At 30.3% G+C, this 22,645-nt stretch carries 25 protein-coding genes and 1 tRNA gene; 22 read left to right on the forward strand and 4 right to left on the reverse strand.

Going from position 1 to position 22,645, the window contains the following annotated elements:
* The first annotated feature begins 3 nt into the window (after positions 1-3).
* The 7 genes from mnmG (at position 4) to KPL55_RS02905 (ending at position 6,377) form a co-directional block, all read left to right on the forward strand.
* On the forward strand, positions 4-1,899 hold the full coding sequence (gene mnmG, locus KPL55_RS02875; RefSeq protein WP_216305216.1) for a tRNA uridine-5-carboxymethylaminomethyl(34) synthesis enzyme MnmG: 1,896 nt from the start codon (positions 4-6) through the stop codon (positions 1,897-1,899).
* A 49-nt stretch (positions 1,900-1,948) separates the two neighbouring features.
* Positions 1,949-2,668 (forward strand): 16S rRNA (guanine(527)-N(7))-methyltransferase RsmG, encoded by a 720-nt coding sequence (rsmG, locus tag KPL55_RS02880; RefSeq protein WP_216305217.1) that lies wholly within the window; start codon positions 1,949-1,951, stop codon positions 2,666-2,668.
* Positions 2,669-2,847: 179 nt separating this feature from the next.
* Positions 2,848-3,633 (forward strand): nucleoid occlusion protein, encoded by a 786-nt coding sequence (gene noc / locus KPL55_RS02885; RefSeq protein ID WP_216305218.1) that lies wholly within the window; start codon positions 2,848-2,850, stop codon positions 3,631-3,633.
* Between the two features lie 172 nt (positions 3,634-3,805).
* Positions 3,806-4,573, forward strand: coding sequence for a ParA family protein (locus KPL55_RS02890; protein ID WP_216305219.1), 768 nt, complete (start codon positions 3,806-3,808; stop codon positions 4,571-4,573).
* 6 nt (positions 4,574-4,579) lie between these two features.
* Positions 4,580-5,428 (forward strand): ParB/RepB/Spo0J family partition protein, encoded by an 849-nt coding sequence (locus KPL55_RS02895; protein WP_216305220.1) that lies wholly within the window; start codon positions 4,580-4,582, stop codon positions 5,426-5,428.
* Between the two features lie 39 nt (positions 5,429-5,467).
* Positions 5,468-5,992, forward strand: a complete 525-nt coding sequence (locus KPL55_RS02900; protein ID WP_216305221.1) for a DUF4446 family protein — start codon at positions 5,468-5,470, stop codon at positions 5,990-5,992.
* Between the two features lie 127 nt (positions 5,993-6,119).
* On the forward strand, positions 6,120-6,377 hold the full coding sequence (locus KPL55_RS02905; RefSeq protein ID WP_216305222.1) for a YkuS family protein: 258 nt from the start codon (positions 6,120-6,122) through the stop codon (positions 6,375-6,377).
* Positions 6,378-6,447: 70 nt separating this feature from the next.
* Here KPL55_RS02905 and yyaC read toward each other — a convergent pair whose 3' ends face one another.
* The 3 genes from yyaC to KPL55_RS02920 are packed head-to-tail and all read right to left on the reverse strand — an operon-like array spanning position 6,448 to position 9,315.
* On the reverse strand, positions 6,448-7,050 hold the full coding sequence (gene yyaC, locus KPL55_RS02910) for a spore protease YyaC (RefSeq protein WP_216305223.1): 603 nt from the start codon (positions 7,048-7,050) through the stop codon (positions 6,448-6,450).
* Between the two features lie 47 nt (positions 7,051-7,097).
* Positions 7,098-8,150, reverse strand: a complete 1,053-nt coding sequence (ytvI, locus tag KPL55_RS02915; RefSeq protein WP_216305224.1) for a sporulation integral membrane protein YtvI — start codon at positions 8,148-8,150, stop codon at positions 7,098-7,100.
* A 10-nt stretch (positions 8,151-8,160) separates the two neighbouring features.
* Positions 8,161-9,315 (reverse strand): aminotransferase class V-fold PLP-dependent enzyme, encoded by a 1,155-nt coding sequence (locus tag KPL55_RS02920; protein ID WP_216305225.1) that lies wholly within the window; start codon positions 9,313-9,315, stop codon positions 8,161-8,163.
* Positions 9,316-9,532: 217 nt separating this feature from the next.
* Between KPL55_RS02920 and KPL55_RS02925 the strand changes: the two genes are divergently transcribed.
* The 15 genes from KPL55_RS02925 to KPL55_RS02995 all read left to right on the forward strand — a co-directional run bounded on the left by KPL55_RS02925 (position 9,533) and on the right by KPL55_RS02995 (position 21,107).
* A complete protein-coding gene (locus KPL55_RS02925) occupies positions 9,533-9,784 on the forward strand; it encodes a putative Se/S carrier protein (protein WP_216305226.1) in 252 nt (83 codons plus the stop codon).
* A 57-nt stretch (positions 9,785-9,841) separates the two neighbouring features.
* A complete protein-coding gene (locus KPL55_RS02930) occupies positions 9,842-10,042 on the forward strand; it encodes a DUF951 domain-containing protein (protein WP_216305227.1) in 201 nt (66 codons plus the stop codon).
* A 119-nt stretch (positions 10,043-10,161) separates the two neighbouring features.
* The gene (gene rpsF, locus KPL55_RS02935; RefSeq protein ID WP_216305228.1) at positions 10,162-10,449 is read left to right on the forward strand and encodes a 30S ribosomal protein S6; all 288 of its coding nucleotides are present in this window, start codon (positions 10,162-10,164) and stop codon (positions 10,447-10,449) included.
* An 11-nt stretch (positions 10,450-10,460) separates the two neighbouring features.
* Positions 10,461-10,901: a single-stranded DNA-binding protein gene (locus KPL55_RS02940; protein ID WP_216305229.1), complete on the forward strand. Its 441-nt coding sequence runs from the start codon at positions 10,461-10,463 to the stop codon at positions 10,899-10,901.
* A 25-nt stretch (positions 10,902-10,926) separates the two neighbouring features.
* On the forward strand, positions 10,927-11,193 hold the full coding sequence (rpsR, locus tag KPL55_RS02945; RefSeq protein ID WP_216305230.1) for a 30S ribosomal protein S18: 267 nt from the start codon (positions 10,927-10,929) through the stop codon (positions 11,191-11,193).
* Between the two features lie 333 nt (positions 11,194-11,526).
* Complete coding sequence (locus KPL55_RS02950) at positions 11,527-11,841, forward strand: MazG-like family protein (RefSeq protein ID WP_216305231.1); 315 nt, start codon at positions 11,527-11,529, stop codon at positions 11,839-11,841.
* 15 nt (positions 11,842-11,856) lie between these two features.
* Positions 11,857-12,864, forward strand: coding sequence for a DUF2232 domain-containing protein (locus KPL55_RS02955; protein ID WP_216305232.1), 1,008 nt, complete (start codon positions 11,857-11,859; stop codon positions 12,862-12,864).
* A 13-nt stretch (positions 12,865-12,877) separates the two neighbouring features.
* Positions 12,878-14,869, forward strand: a complete 1,992-nt coding sequence (locus KPL55_RS02960) for a DHH family phosphoesterase (RefSeq protein ID WP_216305233.1) — start codon at positions 12,878-12,880, stop codon at positions 14,867-14,869.
* Positions 14,869-15,312 (forward strand): 50S ribosomal protein L9, encoded by a 444-nt coding sequence (rplI, locus tag KPL55_RS02965; RefSeq protein ID WP_216305234.1) that lies wholly within the window; start codon positions 14,869-14,871, stop codon positions 15,310-15,312. Before KPL55_RS02960 ends, rplI begins: the two co-directional genes overlap by 1 nt.
* Positions 15,313-15,380: 68 nt before the next feature.
* Positions 15,381-17,279, forward strand: a complete 1,899-nt coding sequence (gene lonC / locus KPL55_RS02970; protein ID WP_246599285.1) for a Lon family ATP-dependent protease — start codon at positions 15,381-15,383, stop codon at positions 17,277-17,279.
* Between the two features lie 91 nt (positions 17,280-17,370).
* Positions 17,371-18,702, forward strand: a complete 1,332-nt coding sequence (locus KPL55_RS02975) for a replicative DNA helicase (protein WP_216305235.1) — start codon at positions 17,371-17,373, stop codon at positions 18,700-18,702.
* Between the two features lie 373 nt (positions 18,703-19,075).
* Positions 19,076-20,131, forward strand: coding sequence for a ParM/StbA family protein (locus KPL55_RS02980; RefSeq protein WP_216305236.1), 1,056 nt, complete (start codon positions 19,076-19,078; stop codon positions 20,129-20,131).
* Between the two features lie 2 nt (positions 20,132-20,133).
* Positions 20,134-20,523, forward strand: a complete 390-nt coding sequence (locus tag KPL55_RS02985; RefSeq protein ID WP_216305237.1) for a hypothetical protein — start codon at positions 20,134-20,136, stop codon at positions 20,521-20,523.
* Positions 20,524-20,672: 149 nt separating this feature from the next.
* On the forward strand, positions 20,673-21,011 hold the full coding sequence (locus KPL55_RS02990) for a TM2 domain-containing protein (protein WP_216305238.1): 339 nt from the start codon (positions 20,673-20,675) through the stop codon (positions 21,009-21,011).
* A 20-nt stretch (positions 21,012-21,031) separates the two neighbouring features.
* Positions 21,032-21,107: transfer RNA gene (locus KPL55_RS02995), tRNA-Thr, on the forward strand.
* Positions 21,108-21,415: 308 nt separating this feature from the next.
* Here the strand turns inward: KPL55_RS02995 and KPL55_RS03000 are convergent.
* On the reverse strand, positions 21,416-22,231 hold the full coding sequence (locus tag KPL55_RS03000) for an FTR1 family iron permease (protein ID WP_216305239.1): 816 nt from the start codon (positions 22,229-22,231) through the stop codon (positions 21,416-21,418).
* Positions 22,232-22,645 lie beyond the last annotated feature (414 nt).

A 22,645-nucleotide genomic window follows, 5' to 3' on the forward strand; every position in this document is an offset into this window, starting at 1 on the left:
AATATGAAATATGATGCAGGGAATTTTGATGTTGTAGTTATAGGAGCTGGTCATGCAGGTTGTGAGGCTGGTCTTGCGGCTGCAAGAATAGGATGCAAAACTTTAATTTGTGCCATAAACTTAGATAGTGTGGCTTTAATGCCATGTAATCCTAACATCGGTGGGACGGCTAAAGGACATTTAGTAAAGGAAATTGATGCTCTGGGTGGCGAAATGGGAGTAAATATTGACAATACATATATACAATCTAGAATGCTAAATAAGTCTAAAGGGCCAGCTGTATTTTCATTAAGAGCTCAAGCGGATAAAAAAGCATATGGACAAAGAATGAAAAAGATACTGGAAGAACAAGAAAATTTGCAACTAAGACAATTAGAAATAGTATCTATTGACGTGGATAATGGAAAAGTTAAAGGCGTTCTTACTAAAAATGGTGCTTATTTTACTACTAAAACTATTGTTATTGCGTCAGGAACATACTTAAAATCAAACGTTATTATTGGAGATCTTAGTTATAGTGAAGGACCTAGTGGACTGCAACCTGCTAATGAATTATCTAATTCATTAGATAAGATTGGGATAACTCTGCGAAGATTTAAAACAGGAACACCAGCTAGAATTAATAAACGCTCGGTGGACTTTTCTAAAATGGAAGTTCAACTTGGTGATACTGAGGTAGTTCCATTTTCATTTATTAGTGGGGATATAGGGCGAGATCAGTTGTCATGTTATTTAACATATACAAATGAGGATACTCATAATGTAATCAGAAAGAATATTCATAGATCTCCATTATATAATGGGTCTATTATAAGTACCGGACCTAGATATTGTCCATCTATTGAAGACAAAGTAATGAGATTCACAGATAAGGAAAGACATCAAATATTTATAGAACCTGAGGGTGAAAACACACAGGAGATGTATGTTCAAGGTATGTCTAGTTCTCTTCCGGAAGAAATTCAAGTAGAAATGCTAAAAACTGTGCCAGGACTAGAGAATGTTGAAATTATGCGAACTGCGTATGCTATTGAATATGACTGCATAGATTCTACGGATTTGAAACTTTCATTAGAATTTAAAGACATTAGTGGGTTATTCTCAGCTGGTCAAATAAATGGTAGTTCAGGATATGAAGAAGCAGCATCACAAGGTATTATTGCTGGAATAAACGCAGCGCTTAATGTTAAAAACAAAGATCCCTTAATCTTAAAAAGGTCTGATGGTTATATAGGAGTTTTAATTGATGATTTAGTTACTAAAGGAACAAACGAACCATATAGAATGATGACTTCTAGAGCAGAATATAGATTGTTATTAAGACAAGACAATGCCGACTTAAGGTTAACTGAAATAGGTCATAGTGTAGGTCTTGTTGACGAACATAGATATGAAATTTTCACAAAAAAGAAGATACAAATAGAAGAGGAAATTGAAAGAATAAAACAATTACAAATTACAAATAAAAAAGAGATCGAAGAATTTTTAATTTCTTGCAATTCTACACCACTAAAAAAACCTATTAGTCTGTATGAACTTATAAAAAGACCGGAACTTGATTATTATATGGTGGAAAAACTAGATATAGATAGACCTATGTTAAATAAATATATATGTCAGCAAGTTAATATTGTTTCAAAATACGAAGGTTATATCCAGAAACAATTAGACCAAATTAAACAATTTAAGAAATTTGAAAATAAAATTATATCTAAAGATATAAATTATGATAAAATTAAAGGTTTAAGAATAGAGGCAACGCAAAAATTAGGTAAAATTAAACCTGAAAGTATAGGTCAAGCCTCTAGAATATCAGGGGTATCACCTGCAGATATGTCTGTTCTAATGATATATCTTGAGCAACAAAAGAGATTAAATAACTTAAAAAACAATGAATAACTTTAAAGTTGTGATTTGTTAATTTATAAGAATAAAGCGGAGGTGAAATATGAAATACTTTGATATATTAAATGAGGCTAGTAATAATGAAGGACTTAAATTTGATCAAGAGAAATATGATCAATTTATGTTATATAAAGATTTGATAAAGGAATGGAATGAGAAAATAAATTTGACAGCTATAAAAGAAGATGAAGAAATAATAAAAAAACACTTTATAGATTCTATGAAGGTTTTTAAGTTTGATCAGTTAAAAAATGCTAAAAATGTTATAGATATAGGCACTGGAGGAGGTTTTCCAGGTATTCCTATGAAAATAATAAAACCAGAAGTTAATATAGTTTTACTTGATTCACTTAATAAGAGAATTATTTTTTTAAATGAAGTAATTAAAAGGCTTGATCTGAAAAATATTAAAGCCATTCATGGTAGAGCAGAAGATTTTGCTCAGGAAAAACAATATAGGGAAAAATTTGATGTGGCAGTATCAAGAGCCGTTGCTAACTTAACAGTTTTAAGTGAATATTGCATACCATATGTAAAGGTTGGAGGGTATTTTGTAGCAATGAAAGGCCCTGCAGTTGAAGAAGAAATTAAGTTATCAAAGAATGCAATTAGGATGCTTGGTGGACAAATAGAACATATAGAAAAGGTACATATCGAAGACAGTGATTTAAACCATAATTTAGTTATAATAAAAAAAGTAAAACAAACTCATAGAGACTACCCTAGAAAGGCAGGTCTTGTTGCTAAAAATCCTTTAGTTTAGGACGAGTACAATAAGTCAAGGATTGATGTAATTAGCATAGAATATGATGGTTAATGTTATAATTTGTCGTACGAAATAATAGAGAAAAAAGAAGGAAATATGATAAAAAGATAGAATTGTTAATAAAAGGTAAAACTAAAGGTTAAAAGAAAAAAGGGAAAATTGAGGGATGGTATATTATGCAAAATAATGTCAATTACGTATCTATAGAATTAATTTCTCCAAATGTTTATCAGCCTAGAAAACACTTTAATGAAGAAACTATTGAAGAGCTATCTCTGTCAATAAAAGCTTATGGAATAATTCAACCACTTACAGTTAGGAAAAGTGGTGAGAATAGATATGAGTTAGTTGCGGGAGAGAGAAGACTTAGGGCTGCGAAAAAAATAGGACTCGAGCAAGTTCCAGTAATTATTATAGATATTACAGATAAAGATTCTGCTGCAATTGCACTACTAGAAAATTTACAAAGAGAAGATTTGAACTTTTTAGAAGAAGCTATGGCTTATTATAATCTTATACAAGATCATTCTTATACACAGGAACATTTAGCACAAATGATAGGAAAGAAACAATCGACTATTGCCAATAAATTGAGATTGTTAAAATTGGACAAGCAGATTACAAGTATTCTAATAGAGAATAAACTTACTGAAAGACATGCTAGAGCATTACTTAGATTATCTGATATAAACATTCAAAAAAAAGTACTTAAAATAATTATTGATAAATCATTGAATGTTAAAAATACAGAAGAGCTTATTGAAAAAGAGTTATTGAAGTTATGTAGAGATGAAGTAGCTTCGGGTGGGAAGAAAAAAATAAAAGGAATTTTTGCACCTAGAGTTTATATAAACACTATAAAACAAGTGTTCGATAAATATGGTATAAATGCAGAATACAAATCTAAGGAATTAGAAGACAGCATAGAAGTAATAATAAGAATACCTAAAAAATTAGTATAAAAAAGCAGAATGTTTCACGTGAAACATTCTGCTTTTTTATATTTTTGTTAATTATTGAAGAAAACACTATTATTATATTTGACAAAAATATATAATGAACTATACAGCAAAAAAAACTATAGCAAAATAACATGTAGGAATAAAAATAATATTATGAATCGGAGGTGTAGTCATGAAAACCATATGTATTTTCAATCAAAAGGGAGGGGTAGGTAAAACTACTACAAATATAAATTTATGCTCCTATTTAGCTATGCAAGGGAAAAAGATTTTAACTATAGATATAGACCCTCAAGGAAATACTACAAGTGGATTAGGATTTGATAAGAAAAAAATAGAACTTTCAATATATGATTTACTAACATCAGATATTTCAATTAGAGATACAATAAAAGAATGTGAGCTAGTAAACAATTTATATTTAGTTCCTTCTACGATGGAGCTTGCAGGTGCAGAAGTAGAGTTAATTAGTAGAAGTGACAGAGAAAATATACTAAAAGAAAAACTTAAAGAAGTTGAAGGCGAATTTGACTATATTTTCATAGACTGTCCACCATCACTCGGAATCTTAACTATAAATGCGCTTACGGCTGCGAGCAGTGTGCTAACACCTATACAATGTGAGTTCTATGCATTAGAAGGTGTTGGACAACTAGTAACAACAATCCAACTAGTTAAAAAATCACTTAATAAAAAATTAGAAATAGAAGGTATTATTTTGAGTATGTATGATAATAGAACAAAATTATGTAATGAAGTTGTGTCAGAAGTGAAAAAATACTTCAATGATAAAGTTTATGAAACAACAATACCTAGAAATATAAGATTAGCTGAGGCACCGAGTTTCGGATTACCAATTATGTTATATGATGATAAGTGCAAAGGAGCAGATGCTTACAGAGATCTAGCTGAAGAATTTTTAGATAGACAAAGGAGATGATAAACATTGAGTAAGAAATTTGGATTAGGAAAAGGGTTAGGGGCTCTAATACCCGAAGAAGAGATTTTAGAGGATGGTTCGACTATTCTTAAAATACCTATGAATTTAATAAAAGCTAATAAGGATCAACCTAGAAAGAGCTTTGATCCAGAAAAAATATCTGAATTGGCACAATCAATAAAAGAACATGGGATTATTCAACCTATTATTTTAAAGAAAGAAGATGATATATACATAGTTGTAGCTGGGGAGAGAAGATTTAGAGCAGCTAGGAGTATTGGACTTATCGAAATGCCAGCGATTGTTATGAATATAAATAACAAAGAGGTACTTGAAATATCCTTAATAGAAAACATTCAAAGAGAGGATTTAAATCCTATTGAAGAAGCTATTGCCTATAGGAAGCTTCTAGTAGATTTTGATCTTACTCAAGAGGAAATAAGTAAGAAGGTATCTAAGTCAAGAACAGCTATAACAAATTGCATGAGGCTCTTAAATTTAGACGAAAGAGTTCAGGATTATATAATAGATGAAGTGATTTCAGAGGGTCATGGTAGGGCAATCCTGGGAATAAGTGATAACCAACTTCAGTATCAAATAGCTCAAATGGTTATAGATGATAGTCTAAATGTAAGAGAAACTGAGAAATTGGTAAAAAACTTTGGAAATATAAAAAAAGAAAAAGCAGTTAGAAATGAAAATAATATATATTACAAAGACATTATGAATAAATTAGAAAATCGTTTTGGAACAAAAGTTTTAATTAACTCTAAAAGCAAAAACAAGGGTAAAATAGAAATTGAGTACTATTCAGAAGAAGATTTTGAAAGAATTTTAGAGGTTTTTAATATATAATGTTTCACGTGAAACATAACGGAGAGGAAGTAGTTCGAAATGCAAAGCATAATTAACTTTATAAAAGATGGACAGTTATACATAATAATAGCGCTTATAATTCTTGTACTTATATTGATATTACTAGTTATAATTACATATGCATCATTGAATAGACTAGAGAATAAATATAGAAAATTAATGAGGGGTGTAAATAAAAACAACTTAGAAGAGATGGTTGTGTCTTATTTAGATCACATTGATGAGGTAAAAGAAACGGTTAATGTCGTTAAAGATGAAAACGAAGTTATGAAACAAATGTATGAAAAACTAGATGGGAAATTAAAGGCTTGCCTTCAAAAAACATCAATGGTAAGATACAAAGCTTTTGATGATATTGGAAGTGATTTAAGCTTTTCTGTAGCATTACTTGATGGGAATAGTAATGGTGTTATATTAACGAGTATTTATGGTAGAAATGAGAGTACTATTTATGCTAAATCTATAGATAAAGGAATATCTAGATATGAATTATCAAAGGAAGAGAATAAAGTCTTAGAACAAGCTGTAATGATAGAATCATAAGAAATAAGAAAAATATATAAATAAACATTACAATAAATAAAGATTAGATTAATAATTATTAATCTAATCTTTATTTATTGTAATAAAAAAGCTCTTTTGGGTATACTAAAATTAAAAGAGGTTTTTTATGGTAATATGTGTTTCAGAGGAACTTAGTTATTTACAAGATGAATTAACCAAAAGAGGATATACGGTTATAAATAACAGAGATAATAATGTAAGCTGTGATGCTATAATATGTAATCTCAAAAATGGTGGATTAATGAACTTAAATATGCAGAATAACATAAAAAGAGAAGGAACATTGATTATTGATATTGGTAGTAAAACCATTGAAGAAATAGAATACATATTAACTACTAGAGTGTATAGTTCAATATTTTAAGAAAGATTGAATTTTTTTCTTGTGGCAAAATTAAATGAGTAGGTTATAAAAGTTATCTACTGGTATATAATTAGACTTCAACATCTTTTATGTTAAATTCATCATAAATAGAACCGAATTTTCTTCCACCTAAGGTTTTGAGTATTGAATGATATAATCCTTTTGATATAGCGTCGGCGAGCATCATTACAGTATATAATCTTGTATTTTGAAGAACCATAAATTCAAAGGCCCCAGCTATATTTACAACACCGGTTATACTAAGATCACCTACTTTAGGTAAATCTTTATTCATAGCAGCACCAGGGCTTAATGGTTTTTCTTCGATAATTATTTTTCCTACGTTTTGCAAACTCCCAAGGCAAGCATCAATTGCAATAATATATGGGTTTTTATATGAATAACTAATTTCGTCAATTATCTCACATAAATTTTTAGCATGTACTGGGCACTCAAGACTACCGTAAATATGAATTTTATTTCTAATTAAAAAACTTAGTTTATTCCCAACGAGGGGGCCTAAACTATCACCGGTAGATCTGTCTGTGCCGATACATAAAATAACAATAGGACGTGATGATTTAACTATGGGTAAAATATAGTTACTTACAATATCTCGTAATTTAAAAGTGCAATCTTTGGACATTGAATCTAAAATTATTTTTTCTATCATAAAAAAACCTCCTATTTGGATTTTAGCCACGTAGGAGGTTTTTTATTCTATAAAACTTCGACTTTTCTAAGTATTTTGTAAAATACCATCAAAAACATGCAAAACAACATGCCAAGAATACCATTTGCTCTTAATCCTATAAATATAGAAGCTAGAACAGCTACAGGATGTATACCTAGTGATGAAGATACAATTTTAGGTTCGATAATTTGTCTTACAATAGTGATGATTATATATGATATTAAAAGCCCTAAAGCTGCTACATAATTTTTAGATATAAAAAATATTATTATTAAAGGTAAATATATAGCTCCTATACCGAAGATAGGAAGTAAATCAAATATTCCACAAACTATACTTAAGGTTACAGCATACTTAACTTTGAAAATTAAAAAAACAACTATAGTTTCTAAAAATGTTATTGTTATTATTAGTAAATATGAGAGAAAGTAATTTTTAAGCATCTTTTTTGATTCATCGAAAATAGAATGTATCCTATCCTTATTTTTCCTAGGAATTAAATCAAAGTTATTTTTATTTGCTAGTGATAAATCTTTTGTAAAAAAATATGTAGTAAGCAGAGTAAATAATAAGACCATTAATGTATAAGGTATAGTAGATACAAAACCTAAAGTTTGTGAAAATATCTTTGTTGATGCATTCATACTAATATTTATAGTTTTAGTAATGTAGTTATTGATATTTGACTCAATGTTACTTAGTATACTTGGATCTAAGTTTTTATAATAGTTTTGTAAATTACTAAAAAAATTGAGTATAACCTCTTTGTTTGAAGTTACATATGTTTGAACGTTTTTTCCAAGTTGTATTGATTCTGAAGTTAGGGTAGCTATAATTAAGGACAATAATACAATAATTGCAGTAAAGAAAATACTAGTTGTAAGTAGCGTTGCTAAGGTGTTTTTGAACTTAAATTTCTTCATCAAGTATTTAGTAGGTATTTTGAGGAATGATGCCAAAATAAGGGCAAGCACAAAAGGAAGTGTATAACTTATAGTTCCAAAAAATATTACAAAAATAAAGGAATACACAACGAAAAAGATGGTTAACTTATTAATTTTTTCTAAAATATCATCCATGTAAATAAAATCACACCTTTCTTATAATAGTATTGAGAGAATTTAGGGTATAATTAATATCCTTAACGTCATTAAAAGGGCCAATGCCGAATCTCAAAGTGCCGGATGGGTAAGTACCAATAGTTTTATGAGCAAGTGGTGCACAGTGAAGTCCAGTTCTTGTTGTAATGCCATATTCATTATCTAAAATATATCCTAATTCTGAATTGTCGAATTTTGTTGAATTGACAGATATAGTAGAGGTTCTTTTAGAAATATCGTTGGGACCATAAACAATAATTGAAGGTATATTCAGAAGTCCCTCTATAAACTTATTACATAGATATTCTTCATTTTCTCGAATAGAGTCTAATCCATTTGAATTAATAAAATTAATACCTTCTAAAAGGCCAGCAATTCCTGGGGAATTTAAAGTCCCACTCTCGAATTTATCTGGTAGAAAATCTGGTTGGACAACACTAGAGGAGAGACTACCAGTTCCACCTTCGATAAATGGAGAACATTCTTTGTTAAAATTATCTTCAATTAAAAAACCACCGGTTCCTTGAGGACCAAGTAAACCTTTATGTCCTGTAAAAGCTAAGGCACTACAATTTAGCTTATAAAAATCTATTGGTAATACTCCAGCAGTTTGAGCGACATCTATAATGAAATATATGCCCTTAGACTTGCACAGCTTGCCGATAGCCTCCAGAGGCTGAATAGTACCAACAATGTTAGATGAGTGCGATAGAACCACTAGTTTTGTATTAGGTTTAATTGTATTTTTAAAATCTTCTATACTTATCAAGCCCTCTTTTGAACAAGGCACAATATCTAATTCTATAATACCTTTTTCATGAAGTGAGTTTAGTGGCCTTAAGGTAGCGTTATGATCCATCGAGGAAGTTATTACGTGCCATCCATTTTGAACGGATGATTTTATAAGAAGATTTAATGAAGTAGTTACATTTGGCGTGAAAATTATGTTTTCAACCTTATCGAAATGAAAAAAATCCATTAATGCATATCTACAATTTAAAATAACTCTATTGCCGGAGAGGGATGCAGTGGAAACACCTCTGCCTGGATTTGTGCCTATATTCATCATGTAATTCATTATTGAGGAATATACCTCAGGTGGTTTAGGAAATGTAGTGGATGCATTATCTAAATATACTTTCATTATTTCCTCCGATTTTATATAATAAATTAATATATTATAAATATGTTTTTAAATTTTGTTACCGTATAATTAAGATCATAAATAGTTTATAATAAAAATAGATAAAAAATAAAATTTATATTTTTTAATTAACATATTATACAATATTATAGTATAAAGTGCTGTAAATGTATAGGAAGTAAAGAGGTTTAACATAGAAGGAGATGCATATATTACTTTGAATAATTATTATATAGTAACGTTTCAAAACACACACGAAGCGATGAAAGCTGAAAGAGAAGCTCTTAAAAATAGAATTAATGTAGTAGTTGTTCCTACACCTACATATATAACAAAAAGTTGCGGTATTAGTTTAAAAATAGAAGAAGAAAGTGTTCAAAGTATAATTGAACTAATTAAGTCAGAAAATATAAAGATAAAAGACATTTTTGTGCGTGATGGTAATCGTATAAAAGTTATGGAACTATAGTATAAATAAACATGTTAATTTAGTTAAATTAACGATGAGGTGAAGGGGGCAGAGAAAATGAAAGTATTTAATTTAGGAGATATAGTTGAAATGAAAAAAACACATCCTTGCGGAAGCAAAAATTGGGAAATTATCAGATTAGGTGCAGATATAAAAATAAAATGTTTAGGGTGTGCTCGGATAGTGATGCTCCCAAGAATTAAATTTGATTCAGGAGTAAAGAAAGTTATAAAAGAAAATTTAGTTAAAAAAGAATAATGAAAACATGCTTACAAAAATAAATACTTGATTTTTGTAGAATTAACTGATATAATCTATTATTGTAATCCCTGCCGTGCAATGCATGGCCGTTAGTCCGAGGGGAGGAGGTGAAATTAATGAGAAAGTATGAAACTATATTCGTATTACATCCTTCATTAGACGAAGAAGCTGTTAAAGCCAACGTTGAAAAGTTTAAAGGTGTAATTGAAAGCAATGGTGGAGTAATTGAAAATATTGATGCGTGGGGCAAAAGAAAATTAGCTTATGAAATACAAAAAGTAAGTGAAGGTCACTATACATTAATCAATTTCAATTCAAACCCTGAATTACCAAAAGAATTAGATAGAGTATTCAGAATTACAGACAGTGTTATAAGACATATCATAATAAATCCAGAAAAATAGGTGGTGCTTTTATGAATAAAGTTGTTTTAGTTGGTAGATTAACAAAAGATCCTGAGTTAAAGTTTGCTCAAGGAACAGGAACAGCTGTAGCCACTTTCACTGTAGCCGTTAATAGAAGATTTAAAAGAGAAGGTCAACCAGAAGCAGACTTTATACCAGTAGTGGTATTTGGAAAGCAAGCTGAAGCTACTGCAAATTACATGAGTAAAGGCAAGCTTTTAAGCGTATCTGGAAACATTCAAACTAGAAATTATGAGGCTAAAGATGGTACTAGGAGATATGTTACTGAAGTAATTGCTGATGAAGTTGACTTCCTTGAATGGGGAGGCAGTAAATCATCAGGTACGAATACTAATCAAGGTGGAAATAATAGCGAATCAAATGCCGGATCTCATGATTTCGGCAGCGATAGTGACATAACACCAATTGATGATGGAGATATTCCATTCTAATAATTAGGTAAGGAGGGAAAAAATAATGGCAATGAATGATCATAAAAGAAGTGCCGGTGGTGGTGCTGGTGGCAACAGAAAGAGAATGAAAAGAAAAGTTTGTGCTTTCTGTATGGACAAAGCAACATCAATCGACTATAAAGACATAAATAAATTAAGAAAATATGTTACAGAAAGAGGAAAGATTCTTCCTAGAAGAATTTCTGGAAATTGTGCAAAACATCAGAGAATGCTTACTGTATCTATTAAAAGAGCAAGAAACATAGCATTATTACCATTTACTACTGAATAGTAAAAACTTACTAAAACATAGTAAGAGCTTACTAATACATAGTAGATGACTGAAAGCAGCGCCTTAAGGTAGCTGCTTTTATTTTTTTTATAACCGAAATCAATTAATTAAGAAAATAATATAAATATAAATATAAAAGTATATATTCTAAAGTGCAATGTGTAGTATACTTATAATTGCAATCCATAAAATGTAAACAGAAAATATATACATAAAGAATATTAAGTATTAAATTATGAAGTGCATTTTGAAAATAAACTTTAGTTGCATAAATATAGAAAACTAACTAAAATAGAGTTATGAGCATAAGCCTACACGGGGAGATGATATACTATGAAAAGGGACGATTTTAATATAATGTCTAATGTTAAGTTAATTGAGAGTTTGAAGGCTGAGCTATTATGTATAATAGGTGATTTCTTTAAATTATTAAGTAGGGGAAGCAATGTTGCTCAAGATGCGATACTTGACTGTATTTCAGGGGCGATAATACTTTTATATATATTAGGTGAAAGGCTAGGATATTCAAATGTAGCCGTGGATGAGAGTATGAAAAAGAAGTTGAAAGTTGGAATAGTTGAAGGGGATAATATAGAAAAGGATGGGAAAGATCTAAGCAAACTATATTCGCATATAAAAGAAAGATAGCTAGTGGAGGAAAAAATGAAAAATAATGTGTATAGTACAAAAGCAATTGTGGAGGCCGCTCTTATATCGGTTATAATTTCAGTTATAATGATTATAACAGGATACTTGCCGATGGTTTCATTTATAGGAACATTAGTATTACCAATTCCTGTGGCAATACTTTATATAAGACATGATAAGAAGGTTACAATTACTGCTATATTTTTGAGTATAATTTTAACATCAATGGTATTTAATCCAATAAGGTCAATATATGCAGCTATCCCTTGTGTAGTTATTGGTATAGTACTTGGTTATTGTGTTAAGAAAAGTAAAAAGTCATCTACAACTTTATTATTTTTAGCAATTGCATGTTCAATATCTAATATATTAAGTATAGCTTTTTCTTTGTCATTTATAGCAAGAATTAATATTATAGATTTTATTTCTAAAAATGTGGAAATTATGAAGCAATCATTGAAAAGCTCAGTTGATGGAGCGAAAATTATTTATTTGCAAAGAGGAATAACTCCAGAGCAATTAAAGATTTTAGATAGAAGTTATGAAATGATAAATAAAATGGATGTTGCTTTATATCTAACAGTAATACCGGCAGGCATTTTTATATTTTCATTAATGTCAGCCTACTTGAATTACATAGTGTCTAGGGCACTGTTAAACAAACTTGGATACAAAATGGATGTTGTACTGCCTTTTAGTAGAGTTTACGTTTCTAATATAGTAGGAGCGGTATTAATAGGTACGGTATGTATAGGAATAATACTCTCGTCAAAAGATATACCAGGTGGAAATTATATACAAAATGCATCTCAATTACTTATGATGTATGTATTTATTATAAATGGATTAGCTGCAAGTATATATTTTTTAAGGATTAAAAGAAATTTATCTAAACCAGTGGTAGCATTAATCTTAGTGTTAACGGTACTTTCGAGATTTAGTAATGTTTATTTTACAATAGGACTCATGGAAATGGCTTTTGATTTTAGGAAGCTTGACCCATATAGAATTATAAGGAAATAATTGGGGGCTCGTTATGGATAATAAATACAATTACTTTAATGTTAATAATAAAATATATATGGTAACCATGGCCCTACTCATATATATAATATTTTATTACGGACATTTTCAAGTAGGAATGGTAGCACTAGGCCTATATGCAGTACTAGTGGTATATAATATTTATAACTCAAAAATAAAAAAAGGCGAGTGGAAAAAGTTCATTGAGAACTTTTCGTCTAAACTTGATATAGCAACTACAAGTACTTTAGTAAAACTTCCTTTTCCCTTAATAATAATAGGGTATCTTGGAAACATTTTATGGTACAATCAAAGTGTAACAACAATGCTCGAAGGGGAAGATCTTTTAAATAAAAATATTAGAGATATAATTAAGGAACTTAATCTAAAACAGGTTTTAGAGGGTAAAAAAAATATATTTCCAAATATAAAAATAAAGGATAGTGTCTATGAGATATATACAAATAGTGTAGACACAAATGAAAATAAGAATGTTAAAGATAAGATTATGCTTTTATATTTTTATGATACAACAGAAAAAAATAATATAATAAAAGGTATTAACGGAAACAGGGAAAGTGTTATGCTAGTAGAAGTTGATAATCTTGATGATGTTGTTAAAAACACAGAAGAAGACAAGGCACCACTACTTGTAGCGGATATAGAGAGAATGATAAACAGTTATGGGCAGAGTGTGAATGCTGTAGTAAAAAAATATACATCAAATAAATATGTTATTATAGTTCAAGACAAGTATATTGAAAAAGAAATAGAAATGAAATTTGATATACTAGATAGTGTAAGGGAAATAAGCAATGGTAATAAACTTGCAGTAACCTTAAGTATAGGCGTAGGTAGGGGAGAAGATACTCCACTTAAAAACTATGAATTTGCGACTTCGGCTAAAGAACTTGCATTAGGTCGTGGTGGCGATCAAGTAGTAGTTAAAAAAGGTGATAAGTTATCTTTCTTTGGAGGAAAGACAAAAGAAGTTGAGAAAAGGACTAAAGTACGTGCAAGAGTTATAGCCCATGCACTAATGGATTTAGTAAGTGAGAGTAATGCAATATTTATAATGGGTCATAAGAACCCTGATCCTGATTGTTTAGGAGCTGCAATTGGCTTATATAGTATTATTAAAAGATTAGACAAGGAATGTTACATTATTCTTGAGGGAGTAAGTAGTGGCATAAAAAGCATGATGGATATAATACTTGAAGATGAAGAATACAAAAACACTTTTATAACAAGTGAAAAATTTAAAAGTGTTAAAAAATTAAATAGCCTACTTATATTAGTAGATGTCCACAATGAAAGTCATGTACTAAATTTAGATATAGTTAATGAAGTAGAAAAAGTAGTTATAATTGATCATCATAGAAAATCGCAAGATTTTATACAAGGAGCAGTACTTAGTTATATGGAAACTTATGCATCATCTACTGCAGAACTCGTAACTGAGATGATTCAATACATGGTAGATAAACCTAAGCTAAAACATATAGAAGCAGTAAGTCTTTTGGCAGGAATATGTGTAGATACAAAGAACTTTTCTTTTAAAACTGGAGTTAGGACATTTGAGGCGGCTGCCTTTTTAAGGCGTCATGGCGCAGATACAATGGATGTTAAAAAAATGTTTTCTGATAATATGGGTGTTTTTCTGCAAAGGGCTGATATTATAAGAGCTGCAAAAATTAAAAATGGAATTGCCGTAGCTATTTGCCCAACAGAAATAGAAGATTCTGTAATAGCTGCCCAGGCAGCGGATGAACTTCTAAATATTACTGGTATCCAGGCATCATTTGTTATTGTTAAAATAGGGGATGAAGTATATATTAGTGGAAGGTCTCTTGGGAAAATAAATGTACAGTTGATACTCGAAACACTAGGTGGTGGTGGACACATGACTATGGCAGGTACAAAATTCACTTCGATGAAACTTGAAGAAGTAGTGGAAAAATTAAATGAAGCTATTGATGAATATTTAAAGGAGGATGAAAAATAATGAAAGTTATATTATTAAAGGATGTTAAAAGTATGGGCAAAAAGGGTGATGTGGTAAACGCTGCAGATGGATATGCGAGGAATTATTTAATTCCAAGACTTTTGGTTGAGGAAGCTAGTGACTCAAACATGCACATATTAAATAAAAAGAACGACATTGAAAGAAAAAAGAAAACAGCTGAAATAGAAGATGCACAAAAAATAGCAAATGATCTTAAAGATAAGGTTGTAAAGATAATAGGTAAAGCTGGAGAAAATGGAAAACTTTTTGGTGCAATTACAACTAAGGATATTGCAGCAGAATTAAATAAACAATGTAATTTGGATATCGATAAAAAGAAAATAGTAACAGACACAATAAAATTATTAGGAACTTACGAAGTAGAAGTTAAAATATACCCAGAAATATCTACTAAGATAAAAGTTCTTGTTTGTGAGCAGTAATCATAAAACAAAGGGAGGAAACGTTCTAGTAAATAAGCGATAATCTTATTTATTTAAGCGGATTGAATTTGAATACATTATTCGTAAATCAAAGTGGAGAACCAGTTGAAAAAGATTCATTACCACTAGATACACAAATTGACGTTTTATATGAAATAATGAGGAATGTAATGGATGAGGGAAGCATAAAGGCTAAAACCATAAAGTTCAAACTTCAAAAACATATTAAAAGCGAAAGTATCTATAAAAGGTTATACGCCTTAAATAAAATTATAAGTAATGGTAAAGGCATAATAGTAATACCTGATGAACATAACGTTCAAGATGTATTAGACAGCACTAATGAGTGGTTAACTGATGAGATAGCTAAAAGATATGTACAAAATAGGATTGAATCTCAAGTTGAGCAAAATCTACTTGAAAAACAAGAGAAGTATATTGATGAAGTAAGACTTGGAATAATTAAGAAACAAAAGGGTCCTGAAAATGCTAAAACACTTAAAAAATTTGATGATCTTCAAGAACTTGATAGAAGAAAACTTACTAAAAATATACAAGCTATGTTAAGACCTGAGAGTTTTAGTGAAATAGTGGGTCAAGAAAGAGCTATAAAATCCCTTATATCTAAAATGGCATCACCATATCCGCAACACATTATTCTTTATGGACCACCAGGAGTTGGTAAGACTACCGCAGCTAGGCTTGCTCTTGAGGAAGCTAAAAAGCTAAGCTACACAATTTATGATAAAGATGCTAAATTTGTAGAAGTAGACGGTACGACACTTAGATGGGATCCAAGAGAAATAACAAATCCTCTTTTAGGATCTGTTCATGACCCAATATATCAGGGAAGTAAAAGAGATCTTGCCGAGGGCGGAATTCCTGAACCAAAACCAGGGCTTGTAACTGAGGCTCATGGAGGGGTATTATTTATTGATGAAATAGGAGAACTGGATAGTATACTTCAAAATAAATTGCTTAAAGTTCTTGAAGATAAAAGAGTAGAGTTTTCATCATCATATTACGATCCTGAAGATGAAAATACACCTAAGTATATAAAATATTTATTTGATAAAGGTGCGCCAGCAGACTTTGTTTTAATAGGTGCTACTACTAAAGAACCATCACAAATAAACCCGGCATTAAGATCAAGATGTACTGAAGTTTATTTTGAACCATTAACTTCAAAAGATATAGAGGATATCGTAGTAAATGCTGCGATTAAGTTAAAGGTTGAAATAGGAGTTGGAGTAGCAAGTACAATTGGTAGATATACTATTGAAGGAAGAAAAGCTATAAATATTTTAGCAGATGCATATGGATATGTATTGCATAACAGAAAACGTGCAAACAAGTCTCAAATTATAATTGAAATGAAGGACTTATTAGAAATTATATCTATAAGTAGATTATTTCCGTATGAGGAATTGGATAAGGATGTTAAAGCGGAAGTTGGTCACATATATGGACTTGGGGTATCAGGATATATAGGATCAACTATAGAAATAGAAACATCCATATTTGAATCTAAGGAAAAAGGTAAAGGGCAAGTAAGGTTTAATGATACTGCTGGAAGTATGGCCAAGGATTCGGTATTTAATGCTGCATCCGTAATTAGAAAAACAACTAATAAAGATATTAAGGATTATGACATACATGTAAATATAGTAGGTGGTGGTAAAATAGATGGACCATCTGCAGGAGCAGCTATAACTGTATGTATAATTAGTTCGCTTTTAGACAAACCCTTAAGGCAGGATATAGCAGTTACTGGTGAAATATCACTAAGAGGCATTATCAAACCTGTAGGTGGAATATTTGAAAAGATTTATGGTGCAAGAAGAAAAGGGATTAATATGGTTATAGTTCCTAAGGATAACGAAAAAGAAGTCCCTATGGGTCTTAAAGATATTGAAACAAAAACTGCATCAAACATTGAAGAATTAATGAAATTAGTCTTCGCATAAAAATAAAATTAATTTAATGCCCTGTTAAATCATCACCTTTGGTGTTGCACTTTTAACAGGGCATAAAAGATTAATTTAGGAGAGATAAGGAATGGATACATCACTTAGAAGTTTACCGTATAACTTAGAAGCTGAGCAATCAGTAATTGGATCAATGCTTATAGATAAAACAGCCATTTCTAGAGTAGTGGAGGTTTTAAAAGGCGACGATTTTTACAGAGATTCTCATAAGGTTATATTTAACGCCATTTTTGATTTATATCAAAAGGATACACCTATTGATATGATTACGTTGCTTGAACATCTTCGCTCTTCTGAGCAATTAGAATCTTCTGGAGGGATTACTTACATTTCGGAGATAAGTAATTCAGTACCATCCACAGCTAATTTAAGTTCGTACATAAAAATAGTAGATGATAAATCTATTTTGAGAAAACTTATTAGGTCTTCTACTGAAATTATTGAAGACTGTTATAGTAAACAAGATGATGTAGAAGCTGTAATGGATCTTGCAGAGCAAAAGGTATTTAACATATCACAGAAAAAAAATGCAGGTGACTTTGAACCAATGAACACGGTTCTAGAGCGAGGGTTTTTAGAAATAGAGAGAATATTTAATAATAAAGGGGAAACAACGGGAATATCCAGTGGATTTCCAGAACTTGATGATAAAACTGCTGGATTTCAAAAGGGAGATATGATTCTTATTGCAGCAAGGCCATCTATGGGTAAAACTACGTTTGCACTAAATTTAGCAGAGTTTGCAGCACTTCGTCAAGGAAAAAGTGTAGCTGTATTTTCTCTTGAAATGTCAAAGGAACAACTTTCATATAAACTACTTTGCTCTGAAGCAAATGTTGATATGTCAAAACTTAGGCATGGTGATCTAGAAGATAGAGATTGGGAAAACATAGCAAAGGCATCTGGTCCGCTAGCAGCTTCAAAAATATTCATTGATGATACAGCAGGAACTTCTGTTATGGATATGCGTTCTAAATGTAGAAAGTTAAAGATGGAACATGGCATAGATTTAATAGTTATAGATTACCTTCAACTTATGACTGGTAGTAATACAGAAAGTAGACAACAGGAAGTATCAGAGATATCAAGATCAATTAAGGCATTAGCTAAAGAGATGGAGTGCCCTGTTATAGCGTTATCACAACTATCACGTGCGCCGGAGCAGAGAACTGACCATAGACCAATGCTATCAGATCTTAGAGAATCAGGGTCTATAGAGCAGGATGCTGACCTTGTTATGTTCTTGTATAGAGATGAGTATTATAATGAGGAAACGGAAGATAAAAATGTTGCAGAGCTTATAATAGCAAAACAAAGAAATGGTCCAATAGGTACAGTAAAACTTGCATGGATAGGTCAATTCAGTAAATTTGCAAGGCTTGATGTAATTAATAGAGATTAATGATATATAAAAGTAGGATTTATCTACTTGAATTAAATTATAATAAAATAAGTGTACAAATAACATTTAATTATGATAGGATAACGAAATTTAAAATTTTGTTATCCTATTTTTAATGCGATTATATAGTGAGGAAGAGCTTGTTATCATAGGGATAGCACAATAGAGCGTTTTATATAAAATAGGTATATATATGTTTACATTTGTAGATATATATATCTACAAATGTAAGTATATTTATAGATATAGATGTATAGGTTTATAAATGTAAATAAATATCTATATTTATTTTATTACAAAAGAAGGATATTAATACAAAATATAGAATATATACGGAAGAGGTATAATTAGAAAAATTTAGGAGGAACGGAAAATGAACTTAACGGATATATCAAAGAAGTACCCTGTATTAGGTAAAGTGTTAGGATCGGTACTAACTGTAGACATAGGAAATACATTTACAAAAACAAGTACTAATGTAATTTTTGCAAGTAGAGTTTCGGCTGTAAGCAAACATGGGTCTAGGGCTACTGGAATAAGTAACATCACTTGGAATGGTAAGTTATATACTGTGGGGAGTAAAGAAGGTAAGCTTAACATGGAACCTAATAAATACATGTCAGATCATTACAAGTTAAATTTACTTAATGCTATTGCTCTAAGTTTTAAAGGTGAAACTAATATAAAGGTAAGACTTGCGGTAGGTCTTCCTGCAGAATACTATATAGATCACAGTATTCCACTTAAAAATGAACTTAAAAAGATGGAAAAACAGTCAATAACAATAAATAATTTAACATATGATATAGAGATTTTAGAAGTGCAGGTATTTAAACAAGGTGGTACATTGAGTGCTGAAACTATGGAAACATTCACTTATCCAATGTTGCTACTTGATTTTGGTGGTGGTACCCTTGATGTGTCACATTGGAAATATGAAAAAGATGAATTTGGAAATAAGGTGCTTGGCATGACGAAAGCTAGTAGTTTTGCCCAACATGGATTTGAACCAACAATTGAATCATTGCTTACTAAGTTTAATTCCGCTGAAGGCTCTGACGGTAATTATGATGTATCAGATGCTATTGAGTACTTAGAGGATAATGAACTACCTTTCGGGGATGAAAATGTTCTACAAGATATCAAGGACCAAGTTTTAAGACCTTACGTAGAGAAAGCAATAAGCTCAATTAATAGCTCATTTAAACCAAATACATGCAAAGACATAAGAGTAATAGGGGGTCCTGCCGAATTATTACTAGAATATCTACAAAATGAGTTTAAAAAAACTGAGCCAAAACTAATAGAAGATAAAAATGCACAATGTGCTAATGCTATATTATTTGCAGAAAGATATAAAGAACTATTAGTAATTGATTATCTAGATGGAAGCAAAGAAGTTGCTGCAACTACAGTAACAGGGGATTAGGTATGGGTGCACTCCGCAAAACCGTATCCTCAAATTTAGGAGAGGAAACAGATAAGGACTTAATTAATTATGTTGGCAATATGGAGAAGAAAGGTATTAATAATTCTAAACTTATAAAGCAGGCACTAAGGTTTTACAAGGACTACGGTAATAAAGTTAAGCAATTAGATACTGTGGATATTGCAAATATTTTAGATAACCCTGAAGTTAAGGAATATATAGGCAATATAGTTGGAGAGCTTTTAAAAGGTGCTATGCCTACTTCAAATTTGCAGGATAAGAATGATTTTGATGTAGAGAAAGCAAATGAAAAGAAGCAACAGGAGGAACTAGATACTATAGAAAGCGATTACATGAAAAAACTTAGCCGTGTAAAAGATATGTCTTTATAAACTGGAGTGGCTTTTAGGCTGCTCCTTCCTTTTAACTTCTAAGAATGTGAATTTTTATAAGAGATGCTTATTCATTACTTGTAGTAAAAAATCGTTCTATATGGTAAAATATAAAAGTAGCATTCTAAATAATGTATGAGGGTGATTTAATGTTTTGTCCTAAGTGTGGATCTCAAAATGATGACGGATGTAATTTTTGTAAAGTATGTGGTGTTAATTTGTTAATTGCTCAGAATACTAATGATGCACGTAATGTTTGTGATAAAAACTGGTTAACAACTTTGTTGTTATGTATTTTTATTGGTGCACTTGGAATACATAGATTTTATGTAGGCAAAATATTTACAGGTATTTTAATGATTTTAACATTTGGTGGTTTTGGAATATGGGTGTTAATAGATATTATCATGATCGCAACTAACACATTTACAGATAAAAAAGGATTAAAGTTAAATAAAAATTTTAATAAATATTTAAATGGATATTAAAACTTAATTCTTAAATTTATGCTGAAATAGCTCAGTTGGTAGAGTAACGCACTCGTAACGCGTAGGTCGAGGGTTCGATCCCCTTTTTCAGCTCCAAATAATAAAAAGCAAAGCCGAAGTAGAGATACTTTGGCTTTGCTTTTTTAATTACTCATACCAACGATTGATTGCTTTCTATGAGAAATACTAAAATTGGGTACTGGTTGGGTAGATCTCTAAGCATTATCTCTAGGAGAAATTCCTGGAAAATAACAAACATAACGTTTTAATTACTTTCAGAATATCATAAAAAAACACATCATAAGGGTATGAAGCACATATTCAAGGATAAACTTTAGAATATATAAAAAAATAAAGTATCTCAAAATGTTTTTTAATCATTTTGAGATACTCCAAAATTTGTACTATTTTCTAACCTCTCTATGCCATATAAAAAGCAAAATGAAGGTGTAAAAATATTGAGCAACAAATTGTATTATTTCTGGTTTTGAGTACCAACCAATTAAAATGTAAAGAGGAAGTCCTATTATACCTTCTTTATGGTAGAAGATAGTTTTTGAAAGGTCGAATGCCTTAATTAATAGTGGACTTGAACTTGAAATAATATTTAAAGAATGTAGCGCAGATAAGCCTTCATGGATGCCGTAACCTAGTAAAAATCCAGCTTGTATAATTAAATATACTAAAGTTACATTAAATAATATCTTTAAATTTATCTTTACTAAAGAGAAATAAATTAATATGCAAAAAATCAATGCTGCAACAACACCTAAAAATATTGATAATAAAAGATATTTGCCAGCAAAAACAAATACTGCAATTTCAGTACCTTCACGAACAACCATAAAAAAGGTAATACTAAAAATGCCTATAGCTGAAAGATTAGTTTTTACTTGAGTTTGAACTTCCGTAACCATGTTTCTTCCATGTTTTATCATCCAATAGATAAAAGTAGTTATTAATATTAGCGCCACAATACTTGATGAACTTTCCCATAACTTAGTTAATTCATCTGTTTTACCAATAGATTTTGATATGAATAATAAAATCCCTCCGATTCCTACTGAAGCTAAAATTCCTATTAAAGCTCCTGAAAATGCATTTTTCATAAAAGTAGTATTGTCACTCTTTTTTAAATATTGAAGTATAATTACAACGATTAAGAAAGCTTCAAGGCCCTCTCTAAAACCCATAATTAGTCCTGGTAAAAAATTTGCCATAAATATAATATTCCTTTCGTCTACATGACATTGATTTTTATTCTCAATTAAATTATAAGATATGGTTATATTTTTGTCAATGGGTGTTTTTGTCTATCCCCCCGAAAAGGTGGAATAGGGTAATAGCCTCAAAGTGAAAGTAACTCAATTGGTATTGTGTTACATTGAGAATATTAGTATAAGCTAAATATATCAACCCCAGCATCATTATATGAGGGGTACTTGTGACGACATATAATCCTATTTTGAAATAAACTATAATTACTTATTTTAAAAATTGAATGACGTGAAAAATAGACTTTCACGTCATTTGAAAACAAGGTATTTTAAGTATTCCTTTTAACCATTGACCTACATGTTTTTTACCATTAGAATTATAAAAAGTACCAATACCTTCTTGTAACCCGCCTTTCT

The sequence above is a fragment of the Clostridium lacusfryxellense genome, from assembly GCF_018861735.1.
Taxonomy (GTDB): Bacteria; Bacillota; Clostridia; order Clostridiales; family Clostridiaceae; genus Clostridium_AD; species Clostridium_AD lacusfryxellense.